At 69.8% G+C, this 14141-nt stretch carries 11 protein-coding genes and 1 riboswitch; of the genes, 8 read left to right on the plus strand and 3 right to left on the minus strand.

Annotation, left to right across the window (positions count from 1 at the left end):
* Together ACWGI8_RS25690 and asnB are read left to right on the plus strand one after the other, a co-directional pair.
* The coding region (locus ACWGI8_RS25690; protein WP_453664342.1) for a nucleotide sugar dehydrogenase at positions 1 to 1059 on the plus strand (1059 nt) is incomplete at its 5' end.
* An 81-nt stretch (positions 1060 to 1140) separates the two neighbouring features.
* Complete coding sequence (gene asnB, locus ACWGI8_RS25695; protein WP_453664362.1) at positions 1141 to 2976, plus strand: asparagine synthase (glutamine-hydrolyzing); 1836 nt, start codon at positions 1141 to 1143, stop codon at positions 2974 to 2976.
* A gap of 588 nt (positions 2977 to 3564) precedes the next feature.
* Here asnB and ACWGI8_RS25700 read toward each other — a convergent pair.
* Positions 3565 to 4803, minus strand: coding sequence for a heparan-alpha-glucosaminide N-acetyltransferase domain-containing protein (locus ACWGI8_RS25700; protein ID WP_453664344.1), 1239 nt, complete (start codon positions 4801 to 4803; stop codon positions 3565 to 3567).
* A 627-nt stretch (positions 4804 to 5430) separates the two neighbouring features.
* Here ACWGI8_RS25700 and ACWGI8_RS25705 point away from each other — a divergent pair.
* Both ACWGI8_RS25705 and ACWGI8_RS25710 read left to right on the plus strand, forming a co-directional pair.
* On the plus strand, positions 5431 to 6138 hold the full coding sequence (locus ACWGI8_RS25705; RefSeq protein ID WP_453664346.1) for a hypothetical protein: 708 nt from the start codon (positions 5431 to 5433) through the stop codon (positions 6136 to 6138).
* Positions 6139 to 6302: 164 nt separating this feature from the next.
* Positions 6303 to 7133: a ZIP family metal transporter gene (locus tag ACWGI8_RS25710; RefSeq protein ID WP_453664348.1), complete on the plus strand. Its 831-nt coding sequence runs from the start codon at positions 6303 to 6305 to the stop codon at positions 7131 to 7133.
* Between the two features lie 10 nt (positions 7134 to 7143).
* Here ACWGI8_RS25710 and bfr read toward each other — a convergent pair whose 3' ends face one another.
* Positions 7144 to 7623, minus strand: coding sequence for a bacterioferritin (gene bfr, locus ACWGI8_RS25715; RefSeq protein WP_453664350.1), 480 nt, complete (start codon positions 7621 to 7623; stop codon positions 7144 to 7146).
* Positions 7624 to 8122: 499 nt separating this feature from the next.
* Positions 8123 to 8278: riboswitch (cyclic di-AMP (ydaO/yuaA leader) on the plus strand.
* A 486-nt stretch (positions 8279 to 8764) separates the two neighbouring features.
* Between bfr and tgmA the strand changes: the two genes are divergently transcribed.
* Both tgmA and tgmB read left to right on the plus strand, forming a co-directional pair.
* The gene (gene tgmA / locus ACWGI8_RS25720; protein ID WP_453664352.1) at positions 8765 to 8956 is read left to right on the plus strand and encodes a putative ATP-grasp-modified RiPP; all 192 of its coding nucleotides are present in this window, start codon (positions 8765 to 8767) and stop codon (positions 8954 to 8956) included.
* 8 nt (positions 8957 to 8964) lie between these two features.
* On the plus strand, positions 8965 to 9897 hold the full coding sequence (gene tgmB, locus ACWGI8_RS25725; protein WP_453664354.1) for an ATP-grasp ribosomal peptide maturase: 933 nt from the start codon (positions 8965 to 8967) through the stop codon (positions 9895 to 9897).
* Between the two features lie 151 nt (positions 9898 to 10048).
* On the opposite strand, the gene ACWGI8_RS25730 is transcribed toward tgmB, so the two are convergent.
* Positions 10049 to 11443, minus strand: a complete 1395-nt coding sequence (locus ACWGI8_RS25730; protein WP_453664356.1) for a CBM96 family carbohydrate-binding protein — start codon at positions 11441 to 11443, stop codon at positions 10049 to 10051.
* Between the two features lie 359 nt (positions 11444 to 11802).
* Here ACWGI8_RS25730 and ACWGI8_RS25735 point away from each other — a divergent pair, with 359 nt between their 5' ends.
* Together ACWGI8_RS25735 and ACWGI8_RS25740 are read left to right on the plus strand one after the other, a co-directional pair.
* Positions 11803 to 13071: an MFS transporter gene (locus ACWGI8_RS25735; RefSeq protein WP_453664358.1), complete on the plus strand. Its 1269-nt coding sequence runs from the start codon at positions 11803 to 11805 to the stop codon at positions 13069 to 13071.
* Positions 13068 to 14072, plus strand: coding sequence for a TolB family protein (locus ACWGI8_RS25740; RefSeq protein WP_453664360.1), 1005 nt, complete (start codon positions 13068 to 13070; stop codon positions 14070 to 14072). The genes ACWGI8_RS25735 and ACWGI8_RS25740 overlap by 4 nt, the downstream gene beginning before the upstream one ends.
* Positions 14073 to 14141: the final 69 nt, after the last annotated feature.

Genomic DNA, 14141 nt, shown 5'->3' on the forward strand with positions numbered 1-14141 from the left:
ACCGACGAGAGCGTCATCGCCGGCGCCAGCACCGTGGTGATCTGCGTGCCCACCCCGCTGTCCGACCACGGCGGCCCCGACCTGGCCATGGTGGAGAGCGCCTGCGCCATGATCGCCCGCCAGCTGCGGGCCGGCACCCTGGTGGTACTCGAGTCGACCACCTACCCCGGCACCACCGACGAGGTGGTCCGCCCCCTCCTGGAGGCGTCCGGGCTCACCGCCGGAACCGATTTCCACCTGGCGTTCTCGCCGGAACGCGTCGACCCCGGCAACAAGATCTACGGAATCCGCAACACCCCCAAGGTGGTGGGCGGTTACACCCTCGCCTGCACCACCGTCGCCGCGGCCTTCTACGGAAAGCTCGTCGACCAGGTCGTGCAGGCCGCGGGCACCCGCGAGGCCGAGATGGCCAAGCTCATCGAGAACACCTACCGGCACGTCAACATCGCCCTGGTCAACGAGATGGCGATCTTCTCCCACGAGCTCGGCATCGACCTGTGGGACTCCATCTCCTGCGCCGCCACCAAGCCCTTCGGCTACCAGGCGTTCCGGCCCGGACCCGGCGTCGGCGGCCACTGCATCCCGATCGACCCCAACTACCTGGCCCACAAGGTCCGCACCCTCGGCTACCCCTTCCGGATGGTCGAGCTGGCCCAGGAGATCAACACCCGGATGCCCCGCTACGTCGTCGAGCGGGCGCAGCAGCTCTTGGACCGCAGCGGCACCACCCTCAGCGGCGCCCGCGTCCTGCTGCTCGGCGTGACCTACAAGGCGGACATCGCCGACCAGCGCGAGACCTCCGCCCGCGACGTCGCCCGCAGACTGCGTACCCTCGGCGCCGAAGTCACCTACCACGACCCCTACGTCCACGGCTGGGAGGTCGACGGCACCGCGGTGACCGAGGACCCGGATCTCACCACCGCCCTGGACCGGACCAACCTGGCGATCCTCCTCCAGCGGCACACGGCGTTCGACATGGACGAGATCGAGGGCCGCGCCCCGCTGCTCCTCGACACCCGCGGCACTGCACGCCCGCGGCCGCACGTCGCCCGTCTGTAGGGCCCGTCAGCAGAACCCGCCGGTGATGCCCGGATGCGAGACCCCTTCCCCACCTCGATCATTTCTCAGGAGTACTTCTTCATGTGCGGTATCGCAGGATGGGCCGACTTCGCGCGCCCTGTCGACCAGGACGTCGCGCGTACCATGACGGCCACCATGGCCCGCCGCGGCCCCGACGCGGGAGGCGTCTGGACCGGGCAGCACGTCGCCCTCGGCCACCGGCGGCTCTCGGTCATCGACCTGGAGGGCGGCTGCCAGCCCATGGTCGCCGACGAGGCCCCCGGCTCCCGCGCCGCCCTGACCTACAGCGGCGAAACCTACAACTTCCAGGAACTCCGCGCCCAACTGGTCTCGCTCGGCCACCACTTCACCACCCGCAGCGACACCGAGGTCGTGCTGCGCGCCTACCTCCAGTGGGGCCCCGCCCTCGCCGCCCACCTCGAAGGCATCTACGCCTTCGCGGTCTGGGACATGGACCGCGAGGAACTTCTCCTGGTCCGCGACCGTATGGGCGTCAAGCCGCTGTATTACGCCCAGACGCCGTCGGGTGTGCTGTTCGGGTCCGAACCCAAGGCGATCCTCGCCCACCCTGAGTTCAAGGCCGTGCTCGATGCCGACGGGCTGCGGGACATCTTGTCGGTGGCCAAGGTGCCCGGGCACGCGATCTTCCGCGGCATGCGGGAGGTCCCGGCCGGCTGCACGGTGCGGGTGAACCGGGCGGGCCTCACCGAGGAGCGCTACTGGCAGCTCACGGTCGCCGACCACACCGACACCCTCGACCTGACCATCGGCACGGTACGCGAACTGCTCGAGAGTGCCGTCGAGCAGCAGATGGTCTCCGATGTGCCGCTGTGCACGCTGCTCTCCGGCGGCCTGGACTCCAGCTCGCTTACCGCGCTCGCCGACCGGGTCTCCCGCCGAAAGGGCCTGGGGCGGATCCGTTCCTGCTCGGTTAGCGACCCAGACCTCGACGGCACGGCGGGCGAGGGCGCCAACGAGGACCATGTCTACGCCCGGCTGCTGGCCGAACACGTCGGGTCACTCCACAGCGAGCTGCCCCTGAAGGCCCCCGACCTGCTCGACCCGGAGCTCAGGGCGTCGGTCCTGAAGGCGTATGACCTGCCGATTGCCAAGGGTGACGAACACGCCTCCCTGCACATGCTGTTCGGGATCGTGCGCGGGCACTCCACCGTCGCCCTCTCCGGGGAGTGCGGCGACGAGGTGTTTGGCGGATACCGATGGCAGCGCGACCCCGATGCAGTGTTCTCGCCCACCTTCCCCTGGGTGCACGAAGGCCGCCACAACTACCAGGGCAACGACGTCGTCCTCTCCCCGGACCTGCTCGCCAAGCTCGACCTTGACACCTACGAACGCGACTGCCACAGCGCCGCCGTCGCCGAGATCTCGGCCGGTGACCACCTCGACGACCCGGCCGAGGCCCGCTACCGGGAGGTCACCTACCTCGCCCTCACCCGCCACGCCCAGGTGCTCTTCGACCGCAAGGACCGCATGAGCATGGCCTGCGGCCTGGAGGTCCGGGTGCCGTTCGCCGACCACCGCCTGGTGGAGTACACCTTCAACGTCCCCTGGGCCATGAAGAGCTTCGACGGCCGGGAGAAGAGCCTGCTCCGCGCCGCCATGAAGGACCTCCTCCCCGAAGCGGTCGCCCAGCGCGTCAAGACCCCCTACCCCTCCATCCGCGCCGACGCCTACAACCGCACCCTGCGCGAACGTCTCGCCGACGTCGTCCGCGGCGGCACCAGCCCGCTCGACCCGTTCCTCGCACCCCGCCTCGGCGCGCGGATCCGCGACCACGGCGCCGCCGCCCTGAGGCAGGGCATGAGCCGGGCCGCCCTGGAGACCACGCTGCAGCTCGACCACTGGTTGCGCACGTACGACGTGGACATCGTCCTCTGAGCCGGTCGAGTCCATTGACTGGCCCTCTCGACGCGAACGACGCGACGGTCCGCATCGCTGGGGGCTGCTTCAGGCAGACGGTACTTGTGCTGCGCTGGTTCATCTTCGGCTCCCGCCTGTCCCCACTCGCCCGTGACAACGTGTCAGCGATCACGCAATTCCATGATCGCTGACAACAACGCGCCGCTACGAGGCCCCCGGGGCTTCCCCGGCCGACCTGGTTGAGGGCCCGCGTCAGCTCGCGGTTGGCCCCCGCGGGCCGCCTCCAGGTCGGCCTGGCTGTCTTCAAGGCGGCCCGCGAGTTCGACAGCCTGCTGTACCAGGTGCAGTGCGCCGCCCCGTTGGCTGCAGCGCACTGGGCGTGGCCGCTGAGAGCATGAAGGGCCCCGGCCTGCGACGGGGGGACGCCGGCCGGGGCCGCTCGGAGCCCGGGGGTGACTCCACCTGCTCTACGGGGAAGGGCGGCCCGTCCGTCGCGACGAAGCCGACAATTTCTGAGCCGGAAGAAGAGCTCCGGCCCGCGGCGCCCGCTCATCCGGCGTGGGGCCGGTGATGAGGCTGACGAGGGCCAGGGCGGGCCGTGGCACGTCATCCGCGCTGGGTCAACGCCTCCTGGGGCGCTGTGTTCTCGGGGGTGGGTGCCTTCCGGATCGGCGTGATCGTCTGAAGGGCCCACTCCAGCGGCCCGCGCCTGAGCGAAGTGCCGCGGAAGGCATACGCCCAGATGACACACCCCACCAGCGAGACCCCGCAGAAGGCACCCAGGGCCGGCCAACCGTGCTGCGGTTGCAGCTCGGCCCGCGCGAGGACGTGAATGGCGTACACCGACAGGCCCATCGTCCCGACGACGGCCAGCGGACGCAGGAGCAGTTCGAGCACGTGAAGGCGGCAGGCGGCGACTGCGAGGCCGATGAGGAGCCAGCCGACGCCGATGTTGGCGATGGTCTCGAAGGGCGTCTGACTGTAGGGATCGTCGACCAGCAGCCAGGCCCAGGAGGTGCTGGGTATCGCCCCGGCCTGTCGGGCAAGCACGGCCTGTACCGGATCGGGGGCGTTCATCGCGAAGGCGTGACTGTGGGCTATGGCATCCAGCAACGCCGCGCGCCCGCCGGCCGGCCCAAGAGCCAGCGCGGACAGCCCATGCCCGGCCAGGACGGACAGTGCTCCCCAGCCGATGAGCCGACGGGCTGTTCCGGGCCGGGTCAGGTTCGCCACCCGGCCCAGCGCCATGCCGACGATGACGTAAGGAAAGTAGGTGAGCCAGGGGTAGGCGCCGGACACCAACAGCGTGTCGAGCGCCTCACTGAATCCGGACCAGGTGGTGACCGCATCGAATCCGGGGTAGCCGCCGCGTCCGGCGGCGCGGTGTCCCAAGTACGGCCCCAGCGAGTACGACAGGACCGGACCCAGCACCACGGAGATTGCCGCGACCGCGATGAGTGCGCGGGTGCGCAGACGGGCCAGCGGTTCCGCTGTCAGGAAGTACACGGCGAAGAACGTCAGGATCACCGCAATCCCCGACCTGAGCTCCGTCAACGCCATGCCGAGCACGGCGAGTACGGCGCAGCGTACGAGGGTGGCGCGCAGCGTGCCGGTCAGCGGTGGACGTGGCTTGGTGCCGCCCCGGGAAAGGGTCAGCGAAAGTCCCGCAATCAAGGTGAAGACGGCGGGCGCGCGTCCATCGAAGGCGACCAGCAGATAGCCTGCGCCCTCGGGCTTCGCCGGGGGTCCGATGTGCGCGGCGAACATGGCGAACACGGCGATGGCGCGGGCCGAGTCCACGCTGAGCAGCCGCCTGTTGGCCGAGGTTGCTGTACGTTCCTGCATTCTTGCTGCGAGCTCCCGCGTCTGTTCGTATCAACGGGCGGCCGTTCAGGGACGGTCTGCGACCGATGCCCACTGAATGTCTGTGCGCCCATGCGGTCCCTAGGAGGACGAGTCGGCTGTCCAGGTTGCCTGGTATTACAGCCGGAGTTCTTGGTGTCGATGGTGATGCGCGGTCGGGCCCATTCGTGCAGGGGGCGCCGTACCGCGGGCCGAGCCGCAAACAGGGCCCGCTCGGTACGGGGGTTCCACTGATTCTCGTGCCCTGGGGCCTGCCGACCCAGGGACGCACCGCACGCGCCACCTGCGTCGGCCGGATACGGACACGCGCATCCGGCGGGAGGTGCCTCGCGCGGCTTCGAGGTACGTTCAGTGACAAAGCGGGCGGCGGCGCCGCCTGGCCTCCTGAGGAGACCGGGGTGATGGAATGCCACAAGAGGCCTTGACCCGCCGGCCTGACGGCGCTGTCAGGTGGGCGGTCGCGGCGTCCGTCGATCCCGCCACGGGACCCGGTGCGGGGCGTGTCGTCCCGGCGGACCGGCACGCCGCCTCCGTAGCGACGGCACTCTGTGGGTTGTGGCCGCAGCCGCAAGCAAGCACCCGCGCCCCGAACCCGCGCAGCACCCGAGCATGACCGGACATCACCCCACCGATGCCGGCGGTCCGAGCAATCCGCACGAACTGGAGCCGCAGCAGGCGGCGTTCGGCGAGGCCCGATGGCCGATGGCCGGAGCCGTCATCGTCGCCATGGCGCTGACCCTGCTGATGCCCGACGACCTGCGCCTGGGACCCCGCTGGCTGCTCCCGTTCGTCGAAGGACTGCTCTTGGTGACGCTGATCGCGGGCGACCCAGGCCGGATCAGCCGCCGCTCGGCCGCCCTGCGCGCAGTATCGATCGCCCTGGTCGGCGCGCTGGCCGTCAGCGCCATCTGGTCGACCGTCCGGTTGGTCGACGACCTCATCCACGGCGGGACCGAGACGAATTCCGCCACCGGCCTGCTGCAGGCCGGCGGCGTCGTCTGGGCCTCCACCGTCCTCGCCTTCTCCCTGATGTACTTCGAACTCGACAGTGGCGGAGCTGCCGCCCGGGCCCACCACATGCCCACCACCCCCGAACTCGCCTTCCCCCAGCAGCTCAATTCCGACCTGAACGCCACGCACTGGCGCCCCCGATACGTCGACTACCTCTACCTCGGGCTCACCAATTCCACCGCCTTCAGCCCCACCGACGTCATGCCACTGGCTCCGTGGGCCAAGATCGCCATGGCCGTCCAGTCCCTCATCTCCCTGCTCATCCTCGGACTCGTGATCGCCCGAGCCGTGAACGTCCTCGCCTGAGAACCAGCCCCCGCAACCACCGGGGGCCTCTCGCGTCCAGGCCCCATTCGGCTGAGCAATGGCCGGCCGAGGTGCGGCGGGCTCCGGACAGGGTAATGCTAATTAGGTAAGGCTTACCTATCCCGCGTCGGGGTCAGTCCCTGTGCAGTTCCACCTGGATCGTCATGTCTGAATCGCAGATCGCTCTGCTGGGAGCCATTGCCGGGTTCACCATCTTCCTCGGCCTGCCCGTCGGCCGCCTGCGCAGGCCCGTCCCGCGCCTGAGCGCCGCCCTCAACGCCGTCGCCGTCGGCATCCTGCTGTTCCTGTTCTGGGACGTCCTCAGCGAGGGATGGGAGCCGACCGACGCCGCACTGAGTGATCGGCACTGGGGAGCAGCGGCCATCGGTGGCTCGGTGCTCATCGCCGGTCTCGCTGTCGGTCTGTGCGGCCTCGTGTACTACGACCTATGGATTTCTCGGCGCAAGGCATCCGCCGTGGCTTCGTCCGACGGACCTGGAGCGGCAGCCACCACCGAACTGACGGCCAAGGCCCACTCGCGAGCTGCCGGCCTCGCCTTCATGATCGCCATCGGTATCGGCCTGCACAATTTCGCGGAAGGCCTGGCCATCGGCAACTCCGCGGCGCAGGGCAAGATCTCGCTGGCAATCCTGCTGGTCATCGGTTTCGGCCTGCACAACGCAACCGAAGGCTTCGGAATCGTCGCCCCGCTGGCCGCCGAGGGGGAGCGGCCCTCTTGGGGGACCCTCGCGCTGCTCGGCCTGATCGGCGGCGGTCCCACCTTCGTGGGCACCCTGGTCGGCCGGCAGGTGGTCAACGAAACCCTCAGCGTTGCCTTCATGGGCCTGGCCGCCGGGTCCATCCTCTACGTGATCATCGAGCTGCTCGCCGTCGTTCGCCGGGCCGCCATGAAGGAACTCACCGCCTGGATGATTCTGCTGGGCCTGCTGCTGGGCTTCGCCACCGACGCCGTGGTCACCGTCGCCGGAGTGTGAACCCCGGGGCTCAGCCCTCCGGCTGCTCGATCAACTGGGCCAGATAGAGCGCTTCACCGAGCTTCTCGATCAGCTCGAGCTGGGTGTCGAGGTAGTCGATGTGGTGTTCCTCGTCGGCAAGAATCGACTCGAAGAGGTTCGCCGAGGTTATGTCGCCCTTGGCCCGCATGACGTCGATGCCGCGCCTCAGCCGGTCGATCGCCTCGACCTCGACCTCTCGGTCCGCCTGGAACATCTCCGTGACCGTCTGGCCCACCCGGACGTGGAAAAGTCGCTGGTAGTTCGGCAGGCCGTCCAGCACGAGGATCCGGTCGGTCAGGACCTCCGCGTGGTTCATCTCCTCGAACGACTCCCGCCGGGTGTGGGCGGCAAGCCTGGTCCAGCCGAAGTTCTCCTGCATCTTGTGGTGCAGGAAGTACTGATTGATCGCGGTCAGCTCGGCGGTCAGCTGCTCGTTGAGGAACTCCAGGACCTCGGGGTCACCCTGCATCGCTCGCGCCTCCCTGCTCCTGGCCGGGCGGGCACGACGACGCGCCGCACCGGCGGCTGCTGTCTACGGACATCGTTTCACCGGACCGGTCCCACTGCCAGGGAAGACGGGCTCACCTCGGGTGCCGGGGTGATCATGCGGGCCGAGTCACCTCAGGTGAGCGCTGTGTGAGTGGGGGTGGTCATCACCCGCGGGTCACCCGCGCGTCACACGCGGGCGGGCGGGTGCGGTTGCAGCCATGCAGCCATGCGTGCGTATCCGGGCCCGTCGTAGCAGCCTGGATTGCTGATACGCATACGAGGTGCACGCATCCCCCTTTACCGGGGGTACCGGGCCTACCTACCATGAACTCTCTTGTAAAAAAGGCAAGTTGACACGAGTTCACTTGTGCAGACCTTGTGCTCGAACGCAAGATCCCTCTAACGTGCTCGGCGTTCGGATAAGTCGAACACCGCGTGCCCGGACCGCCGAATCCTGCCCCCGGCGCACGCGGCAGCACATCACCACACCGCCTGGCAGGAGCGGGGGACCCACTTGCGCCGTACGGGACATCGCGTACCCGGGCGGCTTGGGGTGAAGCCGTGAGAACCACGGCCGGGCGACTCTCCAGCCCGAACCCGACAGCTCACCTCGTAGGCGTTCGGAGTACGGAGCCACCTTGATATCTGCAGTCGGACGAGATCGCGCCCCACGCCCCCGGATCACCACCCGGCAGCTCGTCAGCCGCGCCTCCGCCGTCGGGTCGACCCACGCGCTGCCGGTCATCGGAACCGGCACCGCCCATGCTGCGGTGCGACCTCAGCCGTAGACCCAGTCATCCGTACGAGTGCAGCGGCCGGTGGCCGGCAGTACCTCCCCCCGGCGGCGTGCTCGGCGAGAACGTACTCGCCGCCCACTCGGCGAGCCCGGATATCTGCGGCTGTCGTCGCGGCCGGAAAGGACGCTGTCGGTGGCTGCGCGCCGCCCCCCGATCGCTGTCGGTGACTGCGCGCCGCCCGCCTGATCGCTGTCGACGATCCGACCGCTGTCTTCCGACCGGGACGACGCATGACCACATGGCCGCATGCCACAAGCCATTCAGCACCCCTGCCCGATGAGCCGGCAGAGCCTGCCGCCCGTCCGGCACGCAAGAGGAGACGTGATGAAACCGTTCGCATTGAACTACGCCCGCCCGGCCTCGGCCCCGCCCGCCGTGATTCCCTACGCCTATGACCCCACGCGTCAGCTGAACGTCCTGCCCGATGGGCGCCCGGCCATCAGCGACCGCGACCTGCTGCTGGCGTACGGCACCACCACGTCCACCGCCGGTTCCCAAACGCACTTCGACGACTGACGGCCCCCATGACCGTGCTCGTACTGACCTGCGTCGAGGACGTGACCGCGGACATGGTGGTGTCCGCCCTGGACGATGCGGGCATCCCGGTCGTACGTCTGGACCCCGCCGACCTCCCGGGCCAGGCCGCCCTGTCCGCCGAGTACGTGCGGGGCGACTTCGACGGACATCTGTCGGCCGGGGGTCGTGTGGTGGGGATGAGCGGACTGCGCTCGATATGGGTACGCCGGCCCGGCCGTCCGGCAGCGCGCGCCGCCCATCAGTCCGCATGGCTCACCGCCGAGGCCGAACAGGCCCTGTACGGAACGCTGAACTGCACGGGCGTGCGCTGGATGAACCATCCGGTCGCCGCCGCGCAAGCCCGCTGGAAACCCTGGCAGCTGCGCGTCGCCCACCGCAGCGGCTTCGCGGTACCCCCCACGCTGATCACCAGCTTTCCGCAGGTTGCACGCGAGTTCGCCGCCCAGTACCCGGACCTCGTCGTGAAGCCGGTTTCGGGAACGCATCCCAGCGACCCGCCGCTGGCACTACCCACCACCCCCGTCGAGCCGGACGCCGACTTCACCGGAGTGACCGCCGGCCCCACGCTCCTGCAGCAGCGTGTGCCCAAGCGCGCGGACATCCGGCTGACCTGTGTGGGGGACGAACTGTTCGCCGCACGGAGGGCGTCCGACCCCGACGAGGTGGACTGGCGTTTCGTCGACGACGGCGGTGTCTGGGTCCCGGCCGAGGTGCCCACCCGCATCGCGGAGGCCATCTGCGCCTACATGTCGCTCGCCCAGCTCGCCTACGGCGCCTTCGACTTCGCTGAGGACGATGACGGCACCTGGTGGTTCCTGGAGTGCAATCAGGGCGGGCAGTTCGGCTTCGTACAACTGGAGACCGGTCAGCCCATCGCCGAGGCTGTCGCATCCTGGCTGGCTTCGAGCACCGCGGTGTGAGCTGGTCGTCGAAGAGGTCCTCAGCCGCACGCAGGCGTGGCCCGGGCCGCTCGGGGACGGCGAAGCCGCAGGCGGCCGGCAGCATCGAAGCCGACGGGGCTGTCCGGGGGTTCGCCGCGGACAGCCCCTGCCGGGTGCGAGAGGCGATCACTCAGTGGCAGTTGGTGGTGCCGCTGTCGCTGTAGGTCTTGCCCGCCTCGGGCACGAACTGCCAGTCGTAGCTGTTGGCGTGCAGGGTGAACTTGAGCACACCAAAGGTGTCACTGTTGCGGGCCTGGCTGTTGGGCTGGATGGTGCCGAAGCTGTAGTGCCCGACACCGCCCATGCCGGCGACGAAGTGCCGGATGCCGCGGGTGTTGTCGAGCTGACCGCTCGGGTTCATGGGAGCGAACCGCTCGTACTGGTGGTTGTGGCCCGTGGCGATCACCTCGGCGTTGTAGTCGTACAGCGCCTGGACGAGAGGTCCGGTCGAGGTGTCCGGGGCATGGTTGGCGCCCGAGGTGAACCGCGGCTTGTGCCAGTAGGCGATGGTGCACTGCTTGCTGCTGGCGGCCAGGTCGGAACGCAGCCACTGCTCCTGCGCCGAGCCGACGGACATGCTCACCTCGGAGTTCAGCGAGACCACGTGCCAGTTGCCCAGGTCGTAGGAGTAGTACCCCCGCCCGGACGGGCCGGCGTTGGCGCCGAAGTAGTTGTAGTACCCCGTGGCTCCCGACGTGTGGTAGTCGTGGTTGCCCGGCGAGGGGCGGGTGCGGGCCTTGTGCCGCCCCCAGGCCGGCTCGTAGTAGCTGGTGAACTGCGAAGCCGTGCCGTCCGGGTAGACGTTGTCGCCGGTGGTGTACACCGTGCCGGAGATGCCGTCGAGCAGATTGGCGGTCGCGGAGTCGCCCGAGCCGGAGGAGGCGATGTCGCCCGCGCCGACCAGCACCGGGTCGCCCGAGGGCGGGGTGGGCGTGGGGGTGGGCGAGGGGCCGCTGCCGGTGGTGATCACCAGCTGCGGGGCGTCGGCGCCACTCTCCCGCGAGTCGTAGTAGGCGCCGTCGGAGCTGGGGGAGGTCGCGCCGATGCCGAAGGTGCCGTTGCCGGACACCAGCGAGGTCACGTCGATCTCGTACCAGGTGTCCTTGGCCACCGAGCCGAGGCTGCCCAGCGTCGCGCCGTCGATGGCGGGTTTGTTGTTCCAGGTCGTGCCGGTCTCCGACCACGTGGTGCTGGTCATCGACTTGAAGGTGCCGCCGTTGCTGCTGCCGCTGTTGCCACTGATGGTGCGGATCCGCAGCTTGGCGCCGGTCACCGGCTGGGTGAGGCCGCTGACGGTGAACTTCAGGAACGACTGGCGCACGGGCGAGTTGTCGACCACGAACTGGGTCGAGGTGCCGTAGTTGGTGGACGGGGTGCTGTCCTGTACGTAGGTGTCGGCGACCGGGGTGAACGTGTTCGTGGCCGCGGTGGCCGCAGGGGCGGACGTGAGCAAGGCTGCGATGGCGGCGGTCGTCAGTGCGACTGCTCCTCCCGCCATCCCGGCTGTCCGGAAGCGGATGCCCATCAGGTGTTCCCTTCTGAGGTGAGGGCTGTGCAGGGCAATGAGGGAACCTAGGGACCCTCCGGAGCCATCACCACCGCGATTGCATGAACGCCGGGCGTGCTGTGAGTGAGGTCTCGTCGCGCCCGCTCACCTGTTCTGACGACCCGTGAGTACGCCACCGGCTGTTCATCGACCGCATGTCTGCCCGCCGACTGCCGTGCGTGGTTCACACGCCGCCGGCACCGGACGATGGGCCGGCGTCATCACCATGGAGTGCCGCTGCGCACGAAGGCTCCGTGGGCGTCCGTCGTCGTGGCGGCGGCCCCCCCCACCCGCTCGTCCCGCTCGTCCCGCTCAAGCCGCAGGAGGTGCGCAATCGCGTGTACCTGTCGACAATCGGCCGGTCCAGGGCGGCCGGCAAGGCAGGCGAGCCCGGCAGGCGCCGACTGCCCGCGATCAGCGCCAACGTCTTCGCGCTCGGCACCGTAAGCCTGGTCACCGACATCTCCGCGGAGATGGTCACCGCGGTCCTGCCCCTCTACCTGGTGCTCGGCCTGCAACTGAGCCCGGCGGCCTACGGAGTGATCGACGGGGTCTACACCGGCGCCACGGCGCTGCTGCGGATCGTCGGCGGGTACGTCGCCGACCGGGTGCGCAGCCGCAAGGCGGTGGCGGGCGTCGGTTACGCGCTCTCGGCCGTGGCCAAGCTGGGCCTGCTCGCGGCAGGCCGGTCGGTCGCCGCCGTCGGGTTGGTGATCGCCGTCGACCGGACCGGAAAAGGACTGCGCACGGCGCCCCGGGACGCGCTGATCACGCTGTCGACACCACCGGAAGCCCTCGGCCGGGCCTTCGGCGTGCACCGGGCGATGGACAGCTTCGGCGCCTTCCTCGGCCCGCTGGTGGCACTGGCGGTCCTCGCCACCGCGGGCCAGTCCTTCGACGCGGTCTTCGTCACCAGCTTCTGCGTCGCCGTCCTCGGCGTCGTGCTGCTCGTGCTGTTCGTACGCGACCGGCGCGACCCGCGGCCCGAGGCCGGGACCGTCTCACCGCGCGGCGCCGTGTCGATGCTGCGGGCCGCGCCGGTCCGCCGCCTCGTACTCGCCGCTTGCCTGCTCGGTCTCGCCACCGTCGGCGACGGCTTCGTCTACCTGCTCCTGCAGCGACGCGAAGAGCTGAGCGCAGGCTGGTTCCCGCTGCTCGCGGTCGGCACCAACCTCGGCTATCTGCTCCTCGCCGCCCCCATCGGCGCCCTGGCCGACCGGGTCGGCAGGCTGCCCGTCATGCTGGGCGGCTACACCGCGCTGATCGCCGTCTACCTGTTGCTGTTCGGTCCACTCGGCGGGTGGCCGCTGATCGTCCTGACGCTCGGCCTCTACGGCATCTTCTACGCCGCCACCGACGGCGTACTCATGGCGCTGGCAGGCCCGCTGCTGCCCGAACGGCTGCGCACCACCGGCATCGCCGTCGTCCAGACCGGCCAAGCACTGGCCTACCTCGTCTCCTCGGTCCTGTTCGGGATGGCGTGGCAGGCGTGGGGTCCGGTGACCGCCAGCAGGGTGGCAGCCGCAGGCGTCGTTCTGGCGATCGTCGCCACCGCCGTGCTGCTCACTCGCCGACACGGCGCCGTCATCCAGGAGGAATCCAGTTGAGCGCCCTGACCCGGCGGACCCGGATCGTGGTCGCCATCGCCATCGCCACCGCCGCGGTGCTCGCCGCCGTCGCCATCGGCTACATCCGGCTGGCCGCCGACCGGTCGGCCACGGCCGGTGCCGGCGCCGACCGGGTCACCACCAGCGCGGACCGCGCGACGCTGGCTCCCGGCCGACGCCTGCTGGTGGTCGGCGACCGCCGTCTCGTCACCGTCTCCCGGGACGACCCGAGCGGCCCGAGGACGGTCGCCCCGCTGGAGTGCGTCCGCGTCTATGCCGCGGCAGGCACCGGCGTCTGTGTCCGTCCCGACTCCCCGTGGTCCTACCGCCTCGTCGTCCTCGACCAGGAGCTCCGTGAGAAGCGCGCGTTCCCGGTCCCCGGTCTGCCCAACCGGGCCCGGGTGTCGGCCAGTGGCCGCATGGTGGCATGGACGACCTTCGTCGGGGGCGACTCCTACAACAGCGGCGGCTTCTCCACCCGTGCCGGCATCCTCGACACCCGCACCGGCGTGCTCGTCAGCACACTGGAGACGTTCGCGGTGACCAGAGAGGGGCGGCCCCACCAGGCCGCCGACGTCAACTTCTGGGGCGTCACCTTCGCCGCCGACGACAACCGGTTCTACGCGACCATGTCCACGGCCGGCCGCCGGTACCTGGTCGAGGGCGACTTCGCCGCCAGAACCGTCCGCACGCTCAAGGAGAACGTGGAGTGCCCGTCGTTGTCACCGGACGGCACCCGAATCGCGTTCAAGGAGGCCATCGGCGCCGATCCCACCCGCGGCTGGCGACTGTCCGTGCTCGAACGGGCCTCGATGCGGGTGACGCACCTGGCCGAGACCCGCAGCATCGACGACCAGGCAGCCTGGCTCGACGACGCCACGCTCGCCTACACGGTGCGGGACAGCAGCGGCGACCCCGATGTCTGGTCCGTGCCGGCTGACGGGTCCGGCGCACCTCGCCTGCTGGTACCCGACTCCGAATCCCCGGCCGCACTGGGCTGACGGGATCGCGCGGCGGGGACCCGCCGGATCGGACGGCGTCGTGTGCCGCCCCCGGCCTACCGGGGGCGG

The sequence above is a fragment of the Streptomyces sp. NPDC054841 genome (assembly GCF_053611045.1).

Coding starts and splice junctions, on each gene's coding strand:
- bfr (WP_453664350.1), bottom strand. CDS start 7,623: ATGCAGGGTGACCCCGAGGTCCTGGAGTTCCTCAACGAGCAGCTGACC.
- ACWGI8_RS25730 (WP_453664356.1), bottom strand. CDS start 11,443: ATGGGCATCCGCTTCCGGACAGCCGGGATGGCGGGAGGAGCAGTCGCA.
- tgmA (WP_453664352.1), top strand. CDS start 8,765: ATGAAACCGTTCGCATTGAACTACGCCCGCCCGGCCTCGGCCCCGCCC.
- asnB (WP_453664362.1), top strand. CDS start 1,141: ATGTGCGGTATCGCAGGATGGGCCGACTTCGCGCGCCCTGTCGACCAG.
- tgmB (WP_453664354.1), top strand. CDS start 8,965: ATGACCGTGCTCGTACTGACCTGCGTCGAGGACGTGACCGCGGACATG.
- ACWGI8_RS25710 (WP_453664348.1), top strand. CDS start 6,303: ATGTCTGAATCGCAGATCGCTCTGCTGGGAGCCATTGCCGGGTTCACC.
- ACWGI8_RS25705 (WP_453664346.1), top strand. CDS start 5,431: ATGACCGGACATCACCCCACCGATGCCGGCGGTCCGAGCAATCCGCAC.
- ACWGI8_RS25700 (WP_453664344.1), bottom strand. CDS start 4,803: ATGCAGGAACGTACAGCAACCTCGGCCAACAGGCGGCTGCTCAGCGTG.